The 13,439-nt window shown below is 66.2% G+C and carries 12 protein-coding genes; 8 read left to right on the forward strand and 4 right to left on the reverse strand.

All coding sequences use genetic code 11. The annotated features are described in order from the left end of the window. Positions 1-97 precede the first annotated feature (97 nt). Genes AC3A6G_RS13920 through AC3A6G_RS13935 form a run of 4 tightly spaced genes read left to right on the forward strand, consistent with a single transcriptional unit; the run spans position 98 to position 4,636 of the window. A complete protein-coding gene (locus tag AC3A6G_RS13920) occupies positions 98-1,267 on the forward strand; it encodes an acyl-CoA dehydrogenase family protein (protein ID WP_487873897.1) in 1,170 nt (389 codons plus the stop codon). Next, positions 1,264-2,451 (forward strand): acyl-CoA dehydrogenase family protein, encoded by a 1,188-nt coding sequence (locus tag AC3A6G_RS13925; RefSeq protein WP_487860323.1) that lies wholly within the window; start codon positions 1,264-1,266, stop codon positions 2,449-2,451. The genes AC3A6G_RS13920 and AC3A6G_RS13925 overlap by 4 nt, the downstream gene beginning before the upstream one ends. Next, positions 2,448-3,419: a Bug family tripartite tricarboxylate transporter substrate binding protein gene (locus AC3A6G_RS13930; RefSeq protein ID WP_487873898.1), complete on the forward strand. Its 972-nt coding sequence runs from the start codon at positions 2,448-2,450 to the stop codon at positions 3,417-3,419. Before AC3A6G_RS13925 ends, AC3A6G_RS13930 begins: the two co-directional genes overlap by 4 nt. Further along, complete coding sequence (locus tag AC3A6G_RS13935) at positions 3,419-4,636, forward strand: CaiB/BaiF CoA transferase family protein (RefSeq protein ID WP_487860321.1); 1,218 nt, start codon at positions 3,419-3,421, stop codon at positions 4,634-4,636. Before AC3A6G_RS13930 ends, AC3A6G_RS13935 begins: the two co-directional genes overlap by 1 nt. On the opposite strand, the gene AC3A6G_RS13940 is transcribed toward AC3A6G_RS13935, so the two are convergent. Further along, positions 4,633-5,559: a LysR family transcriptional regulator gene (locus tag AC3A6G_RS13940; RefSeq protein ID WP_487860320.1), complete on the reverse strand. Its 927-nt coding sequence runs from the start codon at positions 5,557-5,559 to the stop codon at positions 4,633-4,635. The genes AC3A6G_RS13935 and AC3A6G_RS13940 overlap by 4 nt on opposite strands. 134 nt (positions 5,560-5,693) lie before the next feature. On the opposite strand from AC3A6G_RS13940, the gene AC3A6G_RS13945 reads away from it, so the two are divergent. Both AC3A6G_RS13945 and AC3A6G_RS13950 read left to right on the forward strand, forming a co-directional pair. Then, on the forward strand, positions 5,694-6,977 hold the full coding sequence (locus AC3A6G_RS13945; protein WP_487860319.1) for a M20/M25/M40 family metallo-hydrolase: 1,284 nt from the start codon (positions 5,694-5,696) through the stop codon (positions 6,975-6,977). Between the two features lie 112 nt (positions 6,978-7,089). Then, positions 7,090-8,415 (forward strand): MFS transporter, encoded by a 1,326-nt coding sequence (locus AC3A6G_RS13950; protein WP_487860318.1) that lies wholly within the window; start codon positions 7,090-7,092, stop codon positions 8,413-8,415. 9 nt (positions 8,416-8,424) lie between these two features. Here the strand turns inward: AC3A6G_RS13950 and AC3A6G_RS13955 are convergent, their stop codons facing one another. Beyond that, positions 8,425-9,324 (reverse strand): LysR substrate-binding domain-containing protein, encoded by a 900-nt coding sequence (locus AC3A6G_RS13955; protein ID WP_487860317.1) that lies wholly within the window; start codon positions 9,322-9,324, stop codon positions 8,425-8,427. A 106-nt stretch (positions 9,325-9,430) separates the two neighbouring features. Between AC3A6G_RS13955 and AC3A6G_RS13960 the strand changes: the two genes are divergently transcribed. Continuing rightward, positions 9,431-10,597: a mandelate racemase/muconate lactonizing enzyme family protein gene (locus AC3A6G_RS13960; protein WP_487860316.1), complete on the forward strand. Its 1,167-nt coding sequence runs from the start codon at positions 9,431-9,433 to the stop codon at positions 10,595-10,597. A gap of 35 nt (positions 10,598-10,632) precedes the next feature. Beyond that, on the forward strand, positions 10,633-11,610 hold the full coding sequence (locus AC3A6G_RS13965; RefSeq protein WP_487860315.1) for a tripartite tricarboxylate transporter substrate-binding protein: 978 nt from the start codon (positions 10,633-10,635) through the stop codon (positions 11,608-11,610). A gap of 33 nt (positions 11,611-11,643) precedes the next feature. Here the strand turns inward: AC3A6G_RS13965 and AC3A6G_RS13970 are convergent, their stop codons facing one another. Further along, positions 11,644-12,429, reverse strand: a complete 786-nt coding sequence (locus tag AC3A6G_RS13970) for an enoyl-CoA hydratase (protein ID WP_487860314.1) — start codon at positions 12,427-12,429, stop codon at positions 11,644-11,646. Between the two features lie 17 nt (positions 12,430-12,446). Further along, the gene (locus tag AC3A6G_RS13975) at positions 12,447-13,385 is read right to left on the reverse strand and encodes a Bug family tripartite tricarboxylate transporter substrate binding protein (protein WP_487860605.1); all 939 of its coding nucleotides are present in this window, start codon (positions 13,383-13,385) and stop codon (positions 12,447-12,449) included. Positions 13,386-13,439: the final 54 nt, after the last annotated feature.

Below are 13,439 nucleotides of genomic sequence, written 5' to 3' on the forward strand. Positions count from 1 at the left end.
CTGCGCATTCTCCACGTCGGGGCACGTTTGCGCATCGTCGTTCCAATATTCGAAACGCGTGTTCGCCGATGCAAACCTGCGGCCTACAGTCCGCCGCATGATCCGCGACACCACCCGACTCGACACCCTCCTCGACGACATCCGCACTTTCGTGCGCACCACCTGGCATCCGCTCGAAGACGAGGTGGAGCAGCGCGGCGAGATTCCGCCGGCCACGGTCGACCTGCTGCGCCGTAAGGGCTACTTCGGCTGGAGCATTCCCGCAGAACACGGCGGCCTCGGCCTGACCACCGAGGAACTGGTGCTGTGCGCGATGGAGCTGTCGCAGGCCTCGGTCGCGCTGCGCGCCCGCGTGGGCACCAACACCGGCATCGGCTCCGAGGCGCTGGTGGCCGATGGCACGCCGCAGCAGAAGGCGAAGTGGCTGCCGCGCATGGCCAGCGGCGAACTCACCGGATGCCTCGCGCTGACCGAGCCCGAGGCCGGCTCCGAAGCCACCAACATCCACACCACCGCGCGACGCGAGGGCGACCACTACGTGCTCGACGGCACCAAGCGCTTCATCACCAATGCGCCGCTGGCCGACCTGTTCACCGTGATCGCGCGCACGGAGGAAGGCACCCAGGGCCATGCCGGGCTGACCGCCTTTCTGGTGGAGCGCGGACCGGGCCTGCGCACCGGCGAGCCCTACCGCAAGATGGGCCAGGCGGGTTCGCCGGTGTCCGACGTGCATTTCGAGAACTGCCGCGTCCCGGCGAGCCATGTGATCGGCGAGCAGGAGGGCGTGGGCTTCCGCACCGTAATGAAGGTGCTCAACAAGCAGCGGCTGCACCTGGCGGCGCTGTGCACGGGGCCGGCAATCCGCATGCTCGACCTGGCCGTCGCTCACACCGCGCGGCGTTCGCAGTTCGGCCAGCCGGTGGCGAACTTTCAGCTGGTGCAGGCCATGATCGCCGACTGCCGCACCGAGATTTTTGCTGCGCGCGCAATGATCCTCGAGGCCGCGCGGGCGCGCGATCGCGGCGAGGACGTGGCGCTGTCGGCCTCGATGTGCAAGTACTTCGCCTCCGAGATGTGCGGCCGCGTGGCCGACCGCTGCGTGCAGATGTTCGGCGGCGCAGGCTACGTGGCCGACTTCAGCCCCATCGAGCGCTACTACCGCGACGTGCGGCTGTTCCGCCTGTACGAAGGCACGAGCCAGATCCATCAGCTCAACATCGCCAAGCTCACGCTGCGCGAGCACGAGAAGAAGGCGGCCGCGCAATGAACCTGCTCGACGTCGAGCGCGACGAGGCGCTGGCGGCACTGCGGCTGCGCGTGCGCGCCTTCGTCGACACGCAGGTGATCCCGCTCGAGCAGCGCGGCCACGTGCACGACCCCGCGGCGCTCGATGCCGCGCTTGCCGTGCTGCGGCCGCTGGCGCGCTCGCATGGCCTCTACCTGCCCCAGCTGCCGCCCGAGCACGGCGGCCTCGGCCTGAGCTGGGTCGCGCGCAGCGTGGTGCTCGAAGAAGCCGGCCGCAGCTACCTGGGCCCCGGTGCGCTCAACTGCGCGGCGCCAGACCAGCCGAACATGATCAGCCTGCTGAACCTGGGCACGGCGGCGCAGCAGCAGGCGTGGCTCGGTCCGCTCGCGGCAGGCGAACTGCGTTCGTGCTTCGCGATGACCGAGCCGGCGCCCGGCGCGGGCTCCGATCCTTCGATGCTGCGCACGCGGGCACGGCGCACGGCAGAGGGCTGGGTGATCGACGGCCACAAGTGGTTCATCACCGGCGCGGTCGGCGCGCGCTTCGCGGTGGTGCTCGCGCAGACCGACGACGGCCCGACGCAGTTCATCGTCGAATGCGCGAACCCGGGCTTCCGGCTGCAGCGCGCGATCGCTGCGATCGACCCCTATGCGATCGGCGGGCATGGCGAGATCGAGCTTGTCGACTGCCTGGTGCCGCACGATGCGGTGCTGGGCCAGGTCGGCCAAGGCCTGGCCCATGCGCAACAGCGCCTGGAGCCTGCGCGCGTGTCGCACTGCATGCGGCTGATCGGGCGTGCGCGCCGCGCGCTCGAACTCGCCGAGGTTTATGTGAACGCGCGCAGCGCCTTCGGCGACCGGCTCGCCGACCTCCAGCAGGTGCAGGCGATGGTGGCCGACTGCCACATCGACCTGCATGCGAGCCGGCTGCTGACGCTCGACTGCGCGACGCGCATGGATGCGGGCGTTTCCGTGAAGACCGAATCAGCAATGGCGAAGGTCTTCGTCTCGGAGGCGCTGTACCGCGTGGCCGACCGCGCGGCGCAGTTGATGGGCGCGCTGGGCATGTGCGAGGACGCTCCCGTGGCGCTGATCCTGCGCGAACTGCGCCCATTCCGCATCTACGACGGCGCCTCCGAGGTGCACCGGGCCACGCTCGGGCGCCGTTTTCTTCATCTTTCCAACACACCAGGGGACATCCAATGACTGCCAGCACTTCTCTTCGCCTCGCTACCGCGCTTGCGGCCGCCGCCTTCGCGGCCTCCGCGGCCCACGCCGCCTACCCCGACCAGCCGATCAAGCTCATCGTGCCCTTCGCCGCCGCGGGCAGCACCGACCTGGTGGCGCGCGTGCTGGCGGTGGACCTCGGTGCCGCGCTCGGCCAGCAGATCGTGGTCGAGAACAAGCCGGGCGCCGGCAGCCTGATCGGTTCGGAGTTCGTGGCCAAGGCATCGCCCGACGGCTACACGCTGCTGATGGCCGGGCTCACGAACGTGTTCCTGCCGTACGTGCACAAGAACCTCAAGGCGAACCTGGCCGACGACTTCACGGGCGTGGGCCTGGTGGCCGACCTGTCCAACGTGATCGCGGTGAATGCCAAGACGCCCTACAAAACGCTGCCCGAACTGGTTGCGGCGGGCAAGTCCAAATCCAACGCGCTGTCGTTCGGCTCGGCCGGTGTCGCGACGCCGTCGCACCTGGTCTGCGAAATGGTGAACCACCAGGCCAAGATCAAGATGCAGCACGTGCCCTACAAGGGCAATGCACCGGCGGTCAACGACGTGATGGCCGGCCACATTCCGGTGATGTGCAACAACCTGGGCGGCACGCTGCCCTACATGCAGGGCGGGCAGATCCGCATCCTTGCGCAGACCGGCAAAGCCCGCTCGACGGCCGTGCCCGACGTTCCCACCTTCGCCGAGCTCGGCCTTCCGGGCATGGACGCAGGCCTCTGGATGGGCCTGGCGGCACCCAAGGGCACGCCGAAGAACGTGGTCGACACGCTGAACCAGGCGCTCGCGAAGGTGCTCGCCACGCCGGCGATGAAGGAGAAGCTGGCCAAGCTCGGCGCCACCACGCTGGACCCGAGCCTCGGGGCCTGGAGCGAGCGCATCAAGACCGACAGCCGCACCTGGGACCCGGTGCTCAAGACCATCGACCTGAGCAGCAACTGATGAACGCGCCCCGACAAGGCCTGCCGCTCGCGGGCGTGCGCATCCTCGATATGGCCACGGTGCTCGCCGCGCCCTTCTCGGCCACGCTGTGCGGCGACATGGGCGCCGAAGTCGTCAAGCTCGAATTGCCGCAAGGCAACGACGCGCTGCGCGGGCTCGCGCCGGTGCACGAGGGCCACGCGCTGTTCTGGAAGACGGCCAACCGCGGCAAGCGCGGCATCTCGCTCGACGTGCGCAAGCCCGAGGGGCGCGCGCTGTTCCTGCGCCTGGTCGACGGCTTCGACGTGCTGGTGGAGAACTTCCGCACCGGCACGCTCGATGCGTGGGGCCTCGACCTCGCGACGCTGCATGCGCACAACCCGCGTCTCATCGTGCTGCGCCTCACGGGCTTCGGCCAGACCGGGCCCAATGCGCGCAAGCCCGGCTTCGCGCGCATCTTCGAGGCCATGAGCGGCTTCACGCACCTGACTGGCGAAGCCGGCGGGCCGCCGCAGCACATGAACTATCCGCTCGGCGATGCGATCGCCGGCCTGTTCGGCGCCTTCGCGATCAGCACCGCGCTGGCCGAGCGCAATGGGCTGCCGCGCGAGGCGCAGCGTGGCGCCGAGATCGACCTCTCGGCCACCGAGGCGCTGCTGCGCCTGCTGGACCCGCTCGCGGCCGAATACCGCTTCTCGGGCAGCGCGCGCGAACGCACCGGCTCGCGCGCCAGCTACACCGCGCCGTCGAACGTCTACCGCACGGCAGACGGCGCCTGGATCACGCTGGTCGGCTCCTCCGATCCGATCTTCGTGCGGCTGTGCGCCGCGATGGAACAGCCTGGGCTCGCGGTCGATCCGCGCTTTGCCACCAACGTGCAGCGCACGCGGCACCACGTCGAGATCGACGACATCGTCGGTGCGTGGACCGCGGGCCATTCGCTCGAGGCGCTCTCGGCACAGCTCGAGCGCCACGATGTGCCCTTCAGCAAGGTCTATTCGATCGCGGACGTCATGGACGACCCGCATTTCCGCGCACGCGAGGCGTTTGTCGAACTGCAGGACCCGGAACTGGGCGCGATCCCGGCGCCCGCGGCCGTGCCGCGCTTCGTGGGCCGCGCGGCCGTTGCGCCGCCGGCGGTGGGGCCGCGGACGGGGCAGGACAACGAAGTGGTGTATGGCGCGCTGGGCGTCGGCAGTGAGGAGCTCGGGCGCCTGCGTGCGTGTGGGGTGGTTTAGGGTGCGCCGGGGCGTTTCGGTGCGTTGCGTGTCCTGATGCTGTCGCCGAGTGCGCGAACCAGATCTTCCACCGCGGTGTTTCGCGGGCGATAGGCGGGCCGGTACATGCCGAGTTCCGTGCGGAATGGGTGTTCGAGTGGGCGGCAGACCAACTCTCCACGTCCATAGTGGGCCGCGCTCAGGTCTTCCAACACCGCAATACCCAAGCCCGCCTCCACCATGCGCCCTGCGATGCGCGATGAGTCGACCTGCATGTGCACGGTGATGTCCTGGGCGATGTCGAACTGCGCCGCCTCCTGAGAATCGACCAGGCTGGGCAGCTTCAGGGCGATCACCGATTCGGTTGCCAGATCCTTCAGGCGAATGCGGCGGCGTTTGGCCAGAGGATGGCCCGCCGGCATGAGGCACGCAAGCCGCAGAGGACCGAGTGGCTCAAAGGAGCGATGCCCCACATCGCGCACCTTCATGGCGATGCCTAGATCTACTTGCTGTGTGTCCACCCACTCGAGCACCTGGGCCGTGTTGCCGGTTTCGACGGTGCACAGCAGCCGCGACTGCGGCCCGAACGTCTGGCTCAGCGCGCGTGGCAACAAGAGATCGGCGGCGGCCCCGATGCAACCGATCTGCAGGTGGCCTTGATGGGCCGTTCGCATGTCTGTCGCCAGTTGATTGAGCACCTGGAGAGAAGCCCCCACGCGATTCACCTGGTCGAGGAGTGCCCGCGCCTCGAACGTTGCCTGCAGGCGGTGGCCTTGGCGCTCGAACAGAGCAAACCCGACGTCCTCCTGGAGCTGCTTGAGCTGCTTGCTCACCGCAGGCTGCGAAATGTGCAGCCGGTTGGCGGCCTCCGTCATCGTCGTCGACTGCAGGACGACCTGCAGGAGCTGGATGTGGTGCAGGCGAAAGGGAGCTGAACGAGCCATATGCATCCTTGAGTGGTCCACGAGGAACGCGTTAGATCATAACCAGCAGTTTGGAATTGCTTCCCAAAATGTATTGGAGTTATCGAACAGCGGTCCCTAGCATCCGCCTCATGCAACGACACGGAGACGCTGTGATGACGCTCAGACTGATCGAAGAACTTCCCGACGCCTCAAGCAGCGCGACCGACCCGTCGGAAGCCGCGACGATCGAATCGATCATTGAACTTGCCCAGCGCCTGATCTCTACACCCAGCGAAAACCCGGGCGGCGACACCAAGGCCGTCGCGGCGCTGGCTCGCGATGCGCTGGCCCATCCTGCCATCGAGGTGGCGCTCTACGAGCCGAAGCCTGGCTGCGTCAACGTCGTCGCGCGCGTTCGAGGCGCCCTGCCGGGACCGCGCCTCATCATGAATGGCCACTTGGACACCTACCCTGTCGGTGCGCGCGAAGCTTGGACGGTTCCGCCCCTGACCGGTTATCGGGATGGCGATCGCCTCTATGGCCGGGGCGCGGGCGACATGTGCGCTGGCGACGCCGTTTTGATCACCGTCTTGCGCGGTCTGGCTGAGCGGCAGGCGCAACTGCGGGGCGAGGCCGTGCTGACCCTGGTCGCCGACGAAGAAACGGGCGGTGCTTTTGGTACGGCCTGGCTGATCGACAACGTCGAGCATTGCCGCGGCGACTACGTGGTCAACGCGGATGCCGGACATCCGCGCGTCGTGCGCTACGGCGAGAAGGGCGTGATGTGGCTGCGTGTGAAGACCCGCGGCAAGGCGGCGCACGGTGCGCACACGCACCTGGGCGACAACGCGCTCGACAGCCTGATGGCCGCGGTGCAGGCCATCCAGTGCCTGCGTGCCCACGAAGTGGTGATTGATCCCCGCATGCGTAGCGCCATGCTGGAGGCCCGGTCCGTTTCCGAGCAAGTCGGGGGCCGGGGCGAGTTTGAAAACCTGAGCGGCATCACCGTCAATGCCGGCGCCTTCCACGCTGGCGTCGTGCCGAATCTGGTGCCCGGCGACGCCGAAGCTTTCCTTGACCTTCGCTTCCCGGCGCCTCTCACTATCTCGGCCATGGAGGACCTGATCCGCGACATCCTGGAAGCGCATCCGAAAGTGCAGTGGGACATCCTGCCCGGCAGCGCGACCGAGCCCGCGTTCACAGACCCGAACCATCCGCTGGTCCGGGCGTTCCTGCGTCATGCGCGCGCGCTGGCTTTTCCGGACGCCGTCGCGAACATGCGCATCGGTCTTACCGATGCGCGCCTCTTCCGGCTGGCGGGCATGCCCGCGGTGACATACGGCCCGTACGCACACGGAATGGGAGGGCCTGACGAGTATGTGACGGTGCAGGATGTGCTGAAGGTGTATCGCGTACACCGCGCCGCTGCGGAAGAGCTTTTGGGCCTCACGGCGTGACCTCCCAATGAATGGCGCGCTTCCACGACGCTGAGCCTCACTGCACCTGTGGAATGTTGCCGGTCTCGATTCGCAATTTCAATGCAAATGACCTTGATAAACGGAGACAACCATGCCCGCAACTGTCAGTGATGAACTTACGCCTGAGAAGAAAGCATACTTCCGGAAGGTGATCGCATCCGCGCTGGTCGGGAACATGCTCGAGTTCTATGACCTCTTCATCTACGGATTCCTGGCGGTCTATATCGCCGCGGTGTTCTTCCCCGCGGCCGATCCGGCCACCTCTCTGCTCGTCGCGCTTGCGACCTTCGGCGTCAGCTATTTCGTCAGGCCGCTCGGCGCCCTGCTGATCGGCAGCTACGCGGACCGGAAAGGCCGCAAGGCAGGCATGATGCTGACCATCTGGGCCATGGGCTTGGGAACGGCGATGATCGCATTCGCGCCGAGCTACGCCACCGCGGGCATCGCAGGTACGCTGATCCTGGTGGCCGGCAAGCTGCTGCAAGGCTTCTCCGCCGGCGGCGAATTCGGTACCTCGGTGTCCTTCGTGACGGAGCACGCGCCCCGCAACCGTCGTGGATACTTCGCGAGCTTCCAGGTGGTCGGTATCGGGTTGGCGACCGGCATGGCCAGCGTCGTCAGCCTGGGCCTGACGTCGCACCTCGACAAGACGGCGATCCTCGACTGGGGCTGGCGCATGCCATTCATTCTGGGTCTGCTCATCGTCCCTTTCGGCTATTGGCTTCGCAGAAACCTCGATGAGACGCCAACCTTCCTGAATACCAGCCAGGTGAGCAGCCCGGTGAAAACCACGCTGACCTCGGCAAAAGCCCGCATCGCCGCGGCCATCGGCATCTATTCGCTGGCAGCCTCTACCAACTACCTCCTCGGCGTGTTCATGCCGCTCTACGCTCAGCGTGAATTGGGTCTGTCCCCCGCCGATTCGATGTGGGGTGCAATCGGCTATTCGGTCGCCCAGATCTTCTTGCCGCCTGTGATGGGGGCGCTGTCCGATCGCGTCGGCCGCTTGCGGATGATCACCATCGGAACGCTGCTGACCGGAGTCCTCAGCTTGCCCGCGTTCCACTTCATGATCGACAACCCCACGGTGATGAACTACACGCTCTGCGTTACGGCCTTGACGGCTTGCGTCATGGTCTTTCAAGGCGCCATGCCTTCCTTCCTTTCGGAACTGTTCCCGAGCAACGTGCGCACGACGGGCCTGGCCCTCATTCACAACATCAACTTCACGGTCATCGGCGGCCTTTCGTTGCTGATCTGCACCTGGCTGGCGCAGCAGACGGGCAGCAAGATGATTCCCGCATACTACGTGATGGTCACAGTAGGCATGGCTCTGCTGTGCATCAGCTACTTCCGCGTGCGGGCTTCGTCGATAGCCGGAGCACGCGAAGCGCTGCAAGGCGAAGCGCGGCCTTGACACCATGGCTTACACGCCGATCGCGGCGTTCCAGAATGCGTTGGCGGCCTTCCCCAGAAGCTCGCTGTCGCAATAAAGCCTGATCTCCAGCGGCACTTCCCAATCGCTGCTCGCCGCGGCAACGAGCCGCCCCTGGTCGATATCGTCTTGCACCAGCGTCTTCGGCAACCAGGCGATCCCCCGGCCGTCGAGCACCATCGTTCTGAGGACCGAGGCCAGGTGCGCCGTGACGACGGTCTGCGCAGGAACCGACTCCAGCCTGCGGCCGATGACCGCGCGCAGGATGCGCCCCAGCCCTGATTCCTCGGTGTACTGGAGCACGGGCACTGCGGGGCCGCCCTGGCCCGCGAGACGATGGCGCGCGCGGCCTGCCTCGTCCGGCGCCGACACCGGAATCAGCAGATCCTCACCGACCCGGGTCGACCGGTACGGCTCCGCATCCAGCGCCCCCTGCGCCTTGCCATGCGCATGGCTCAGCACGAACTGAACCTTGCTTTGCAGCATCAGCGCTTCGCAACGCAAGAGCACGTCGGACATCAGTTGCACCGGCCCGAGCGCGGTGCTCGATTCGAGGCTTCGCAACCACCGCGGCAGAAAAGTGAAGGAGAGCGCATGCGTCGACGCGATGCGCAGGGTGACCGAGCTGGCCTCGGCGATCTTCTTCGCGTCACCGGGCACCCGCGCGACCCGGGCGATCATTTCCTGTGCCACGCCGGTGAACCATTCGCCGACCTCGGTGAGTTTGGCCGGTTGCGAACGCCGGTCGACGAGCTCGGCACCGATCCACTCTTCGAGGGCACGAATGCGCCGGCTGAACGCCGGTTGCGAGCTGTGGCGGTCTTCCGCCGCGCGCGAGAAATTGCCCGTGGCGGCGAGCGCGACGAAGTCTTCAAGCCAGATCAGGTTCATGTGCGGTTCGTCCGGTGCATGGAAGCAGCGAAAAAGAGCATTGGCGCTGCAAGCCCGGGCGGCGGAGCATACAGGCTCTCAATCAAAGACCCCCTGGAGCCCAAGCATGAAGATCGTCGAGATCCGCGAGAAAACCGTTCCCATCAGCTCACCCATCCGCAACGCCTACATCGACTTTAGCAAGATGACGCTGAGCCTGGTTGCGGTGATCACCGACGTCATCCGCGACGGCAAGCCCGTGGTCGGCTACGGCTTCAATTCGAACGGACGCTACGGCCAGGGCAAGCTGATGCGCGAGCGGTTCATTCCGCGCATCCTCGAAGCGGACCCGGCTTCGCTCGTCGACGAGACGGGCGACAACCTCGATGCGCACAAGATCTGGAGCACCATGTTCACCAACGAGAAGCCGGGTGGCCATGGCGAGCGCTCGGTCGCGATCGGCACGATCGACATGGCGGTGTGGGACGCAGTGGCCAAGATCGAAGGCAAGCCCCTCTTCCAGCTGCTGGCCGACCGCTATGGCGACGGCAAGCCGAACCGCAAGATCTTCGTTTACGCCGCCGGCGGCTACTACTACCCGGGGCAGGACCACCGAAAGCTCCAGGACGAGATGCGCAGCTACATCGACCGCGGCTACACGGTGGTCAAGAAGAAGATCGGCGGCGCCTCGCTCGACGAAGACCTGCGCCGCATCGACTCGATCATGGAAGTGCTGCAGGACGGCCAGAAGCTCTGCGTCGATGCCAACGGCCGCTTCGACCTCGAGACCGCCATCGCCTACGCCAAGGCGCTGTCGCAGTACGACCTGTTCTGGTACGAGGAGCCTGGCGATCCGCTCGACTTCGAGCTCCAGGCGGCGCTGCGCAACTTCTACAAGAACCCGATGGCCACGGGCGAAGACCTCTTCTCGATGCAGGATGCGCGCAACCTGATCCGCTACGGCGGCATGCGCCCCGACCGCGACTGGCTGCAGTTCGACTGTGCGCTGAGCTACGGCCTGGTGGAGTACTTGCGCACGCTCGACATGCTGAAGGAGCACGGCTGGTCGGCCACCCGCTGCATCCCCCACGGCGGGCACCAGATGTCGTTGAACATCGCCGCCGGGCTCGGCCTGGGCGGCAACGAGTCGTACCCCGATCTGTTCCAGCCCTTCGGCGGATTCCCTGACGGCGTGAAGGTCGAGAACAGTTTCGTGACGCTGCCCGACTTGCCCGGCATCGGCTTCGAGGGCAAGGCCGACCTGTACCGCGAGATGCAGGCGCTGTCGGCCTGACCCCCCATCCAAGAAAAACCCCAGGAGACAAGACCATGACCCATTTCTGGCGCTGCGGCGCCGCCCTCGCCGCACTCGGCTTTGCTTCGCTGGCCTGCGCGGAATTTCCCGACAAGCCTGTCACGCTGATCGTGCCTTTCGCCGCCGGTGGCCCGAGCGACAAGATCGCGCGCGACCTGGCCGAGGCGCTGCGCAAGCCGCTCGGCCAGACCGTGGTGGTCGACAACGCGCCCGGCGCGGGCGGCACGATCGGCTCGGCCAAGGCTGCCCGTGCCACGCCGGACGGCTACACGCTGCTGGTGCACCACATCGGCATGGCCACCGCGCCGGCCCTGTACCGCAAGCTCAGCTACAAGGTGCCGGAAGATTTCGAAACCCTGGGCCTCATCAACGAAGCGCCCTCGGTGCTGATCGGCAGGCCGAGCCTGGCCGCCGGCAGCTTCGCCGAGTTGCGCCAATGGATCGCGTCGAGCGGCGGCAAGGTGAACCTCGCCAACGCGGGGGTGGGCTCCGCATCGCACCTGTGCGGCCTGATGCTCCAGAGCGCGCTGAAGACGAGCATGACGCCCGTGCCCTACAAGGGCACCGCACCGGCGATGACCGACCTCATCGGCGGCCAGGTCGATGTGATGTGCGAACAGGCGACCAACGCCGTGCCGCAGGTCGAGGGCAGGAAGGTCAAGGTCTACGGTGTCACCAGCCTGGCGCGGCTGCCGCTCGCCGCGCTGAAGGACACGCCGACCCTGTCCGAAGCCGGCCTGAAGGACTTCGACGTCCAAGTGTGGCACGGCCTGTACGCGCCGCGCGGCACGCCGAGCGCGGTGCTCGCGAAGCTCAACGCCGCGTTGCGCGCCGCCTTGAAGGACCCCGAGCTGATCAAGCGCGAGGAAGCGCTCGGGCTCAGCATCGTGAATGACGACCGGCTCGATCCTGCGGGGCACAGGAAATACCTCGAAGCCGAGAAGGTGCGGTGGTCGAAGGTGATCAAGGAGGCGGGGGAATACGCCGATTGATGCGGCGTTCGACATCTCGAGAAAGGTGGCAAGTCAGGCGGACTTGCCCTTGGCCTTCTTGCTCAAGAAGGCATTCATGTGATGCTGCGGCTCGCCCGTGTTGAAGGCCTCGCCGAACTCCGCCACACTGTTTTCGACGGCAGCGTCGAGCGTCATGGTCTCCCACCGGCGAAGCAGGCGCTTTTGCTGGCGCAGCACCGACCGCCCGATCTGCGAGAACGCATGCGCGACGGCCTCGATCCGCGCATCGAGTTGGTCCTGCGGCACGCACTCGCTGATGAGGCCCCAGTCGCGCGCCTGGATGGCGCCGATGTTCTCGCCGGTCAGCAGCATCCAGGATGCCCGGGTCGTGCCGATCTGCGAAGGCATCATGGCCGCATGAATGACCGATGGGATGCCGACCTTGACCTCCGGCATCCCGACCACGGCGTTGTCAGCTGCGATCCTCAGGTCGCCCGCCATCGCCACCTCCAGGCCACCCCCCAGGGTATGCCCCTCCAGGCGCACGATGACTGGCACCGGAAAGTGGCGGATGGCATTGCAAAGGTCGCGCAGACCGCTGATGAACGTTCGGCCGCTCTCAGCATCGAGGCCTGCCATCTCCTTGATGTCCGCGCCCGCAATAAAGGCCCGCGAGCCACTGCCGCGCAGAACCACGCAGTTGATGTCTTCATTGCTTGCCAGGCGCTCCAGCGTCTGGATGAGGCCCTGAATCACTGGCGTGCCCAGCACGTTGAGGACGCCGCCGGCGGTGATGGTGACCACCGCGGTGGCGGGCATCGGGAACGAGACCTCCGCAGGGGCAGCCGTTGCATTCATTTGTTCAGTCGCTGCCATCACATCTTCTCGAAGGCGATGTCCTGGACGAGCTTGGACCATGCCTTGTTCGAGCGCTCCACCGTTTCCTTGAACTGCTGCGGCGTCGTGTAGTCAATGATGGCGCCTTGATCCTGAATCGTCTTTTTCATTCCCGGGTTCTCCAGCGCTTTCCTGGCTGCCGAGCTCAGCTTGGCAAGGACGGCCGGATTCAGGCCCTTGGGCGCGCCGATTCCATACCAGGACATGTTGTTCATAGCCTTCAGGCCAACCTCGGCGAAGGTTGGAACGTTGGGCAACTGGGGCAGACGCTCCGGGCTCGAGACAGCCAGCGCGCGCAACTTGCCCCCGGCGATCAGCCCGCCAGAGGAGGGCATGTTGTCGAAGACCACGTCGATCTGGCCGGACATCAGATCGTTCAAGGCCGGGCCCAGGCCTTTGTACGGCACGTGGGTGATCTGGGTCTTGGTCGTGCTTCCAAAAAGCGCGCCACTCAGGTGGCTGTAGCCGCCGTTGCCCGACGATCCGTAGTTCAGCTTGGTCGGAGCTTTCGTCGCGGCGTCGATGACATCCTGGACGCTCTTGTAGTTCGATGACGGGTTCACCACCATCACACCGGGAACGTTGGCGATGTTGGTGATGGGTGTGAAGTCCTTGACGGGATCGTAAGCCCGGGTTGCATACACGTTCGGGTTCACGGCGTGGGAGCTTTCCACCATCATGACCAGCGTGTAGCCGTCTGCGGGCTGGGTGGCCGCGAAGCTCGATCCGGTGCTGCCGCCGGCCCCTGGCTTATTTTCAACCACGACCGACTGACCGAGCGCTTCGCCAAGGTAGCGCGCCATGACGCGGCCGATCACATCGGTCGCACCACCCACCGCATAGGGAACGATCAGGCGAACTGGACGATCTGGATACGATGAGGCGTCTGCCGCCTGCGCCATGGGGAGGGCGCTCATGCACAACGCCAGGGACAATATGGTTGTCGAGAGTTTCACTGCTGTCTCCATTCT

This window comes from Variovorax sp. Soil_C_26 (assembly GCF_057657075.1).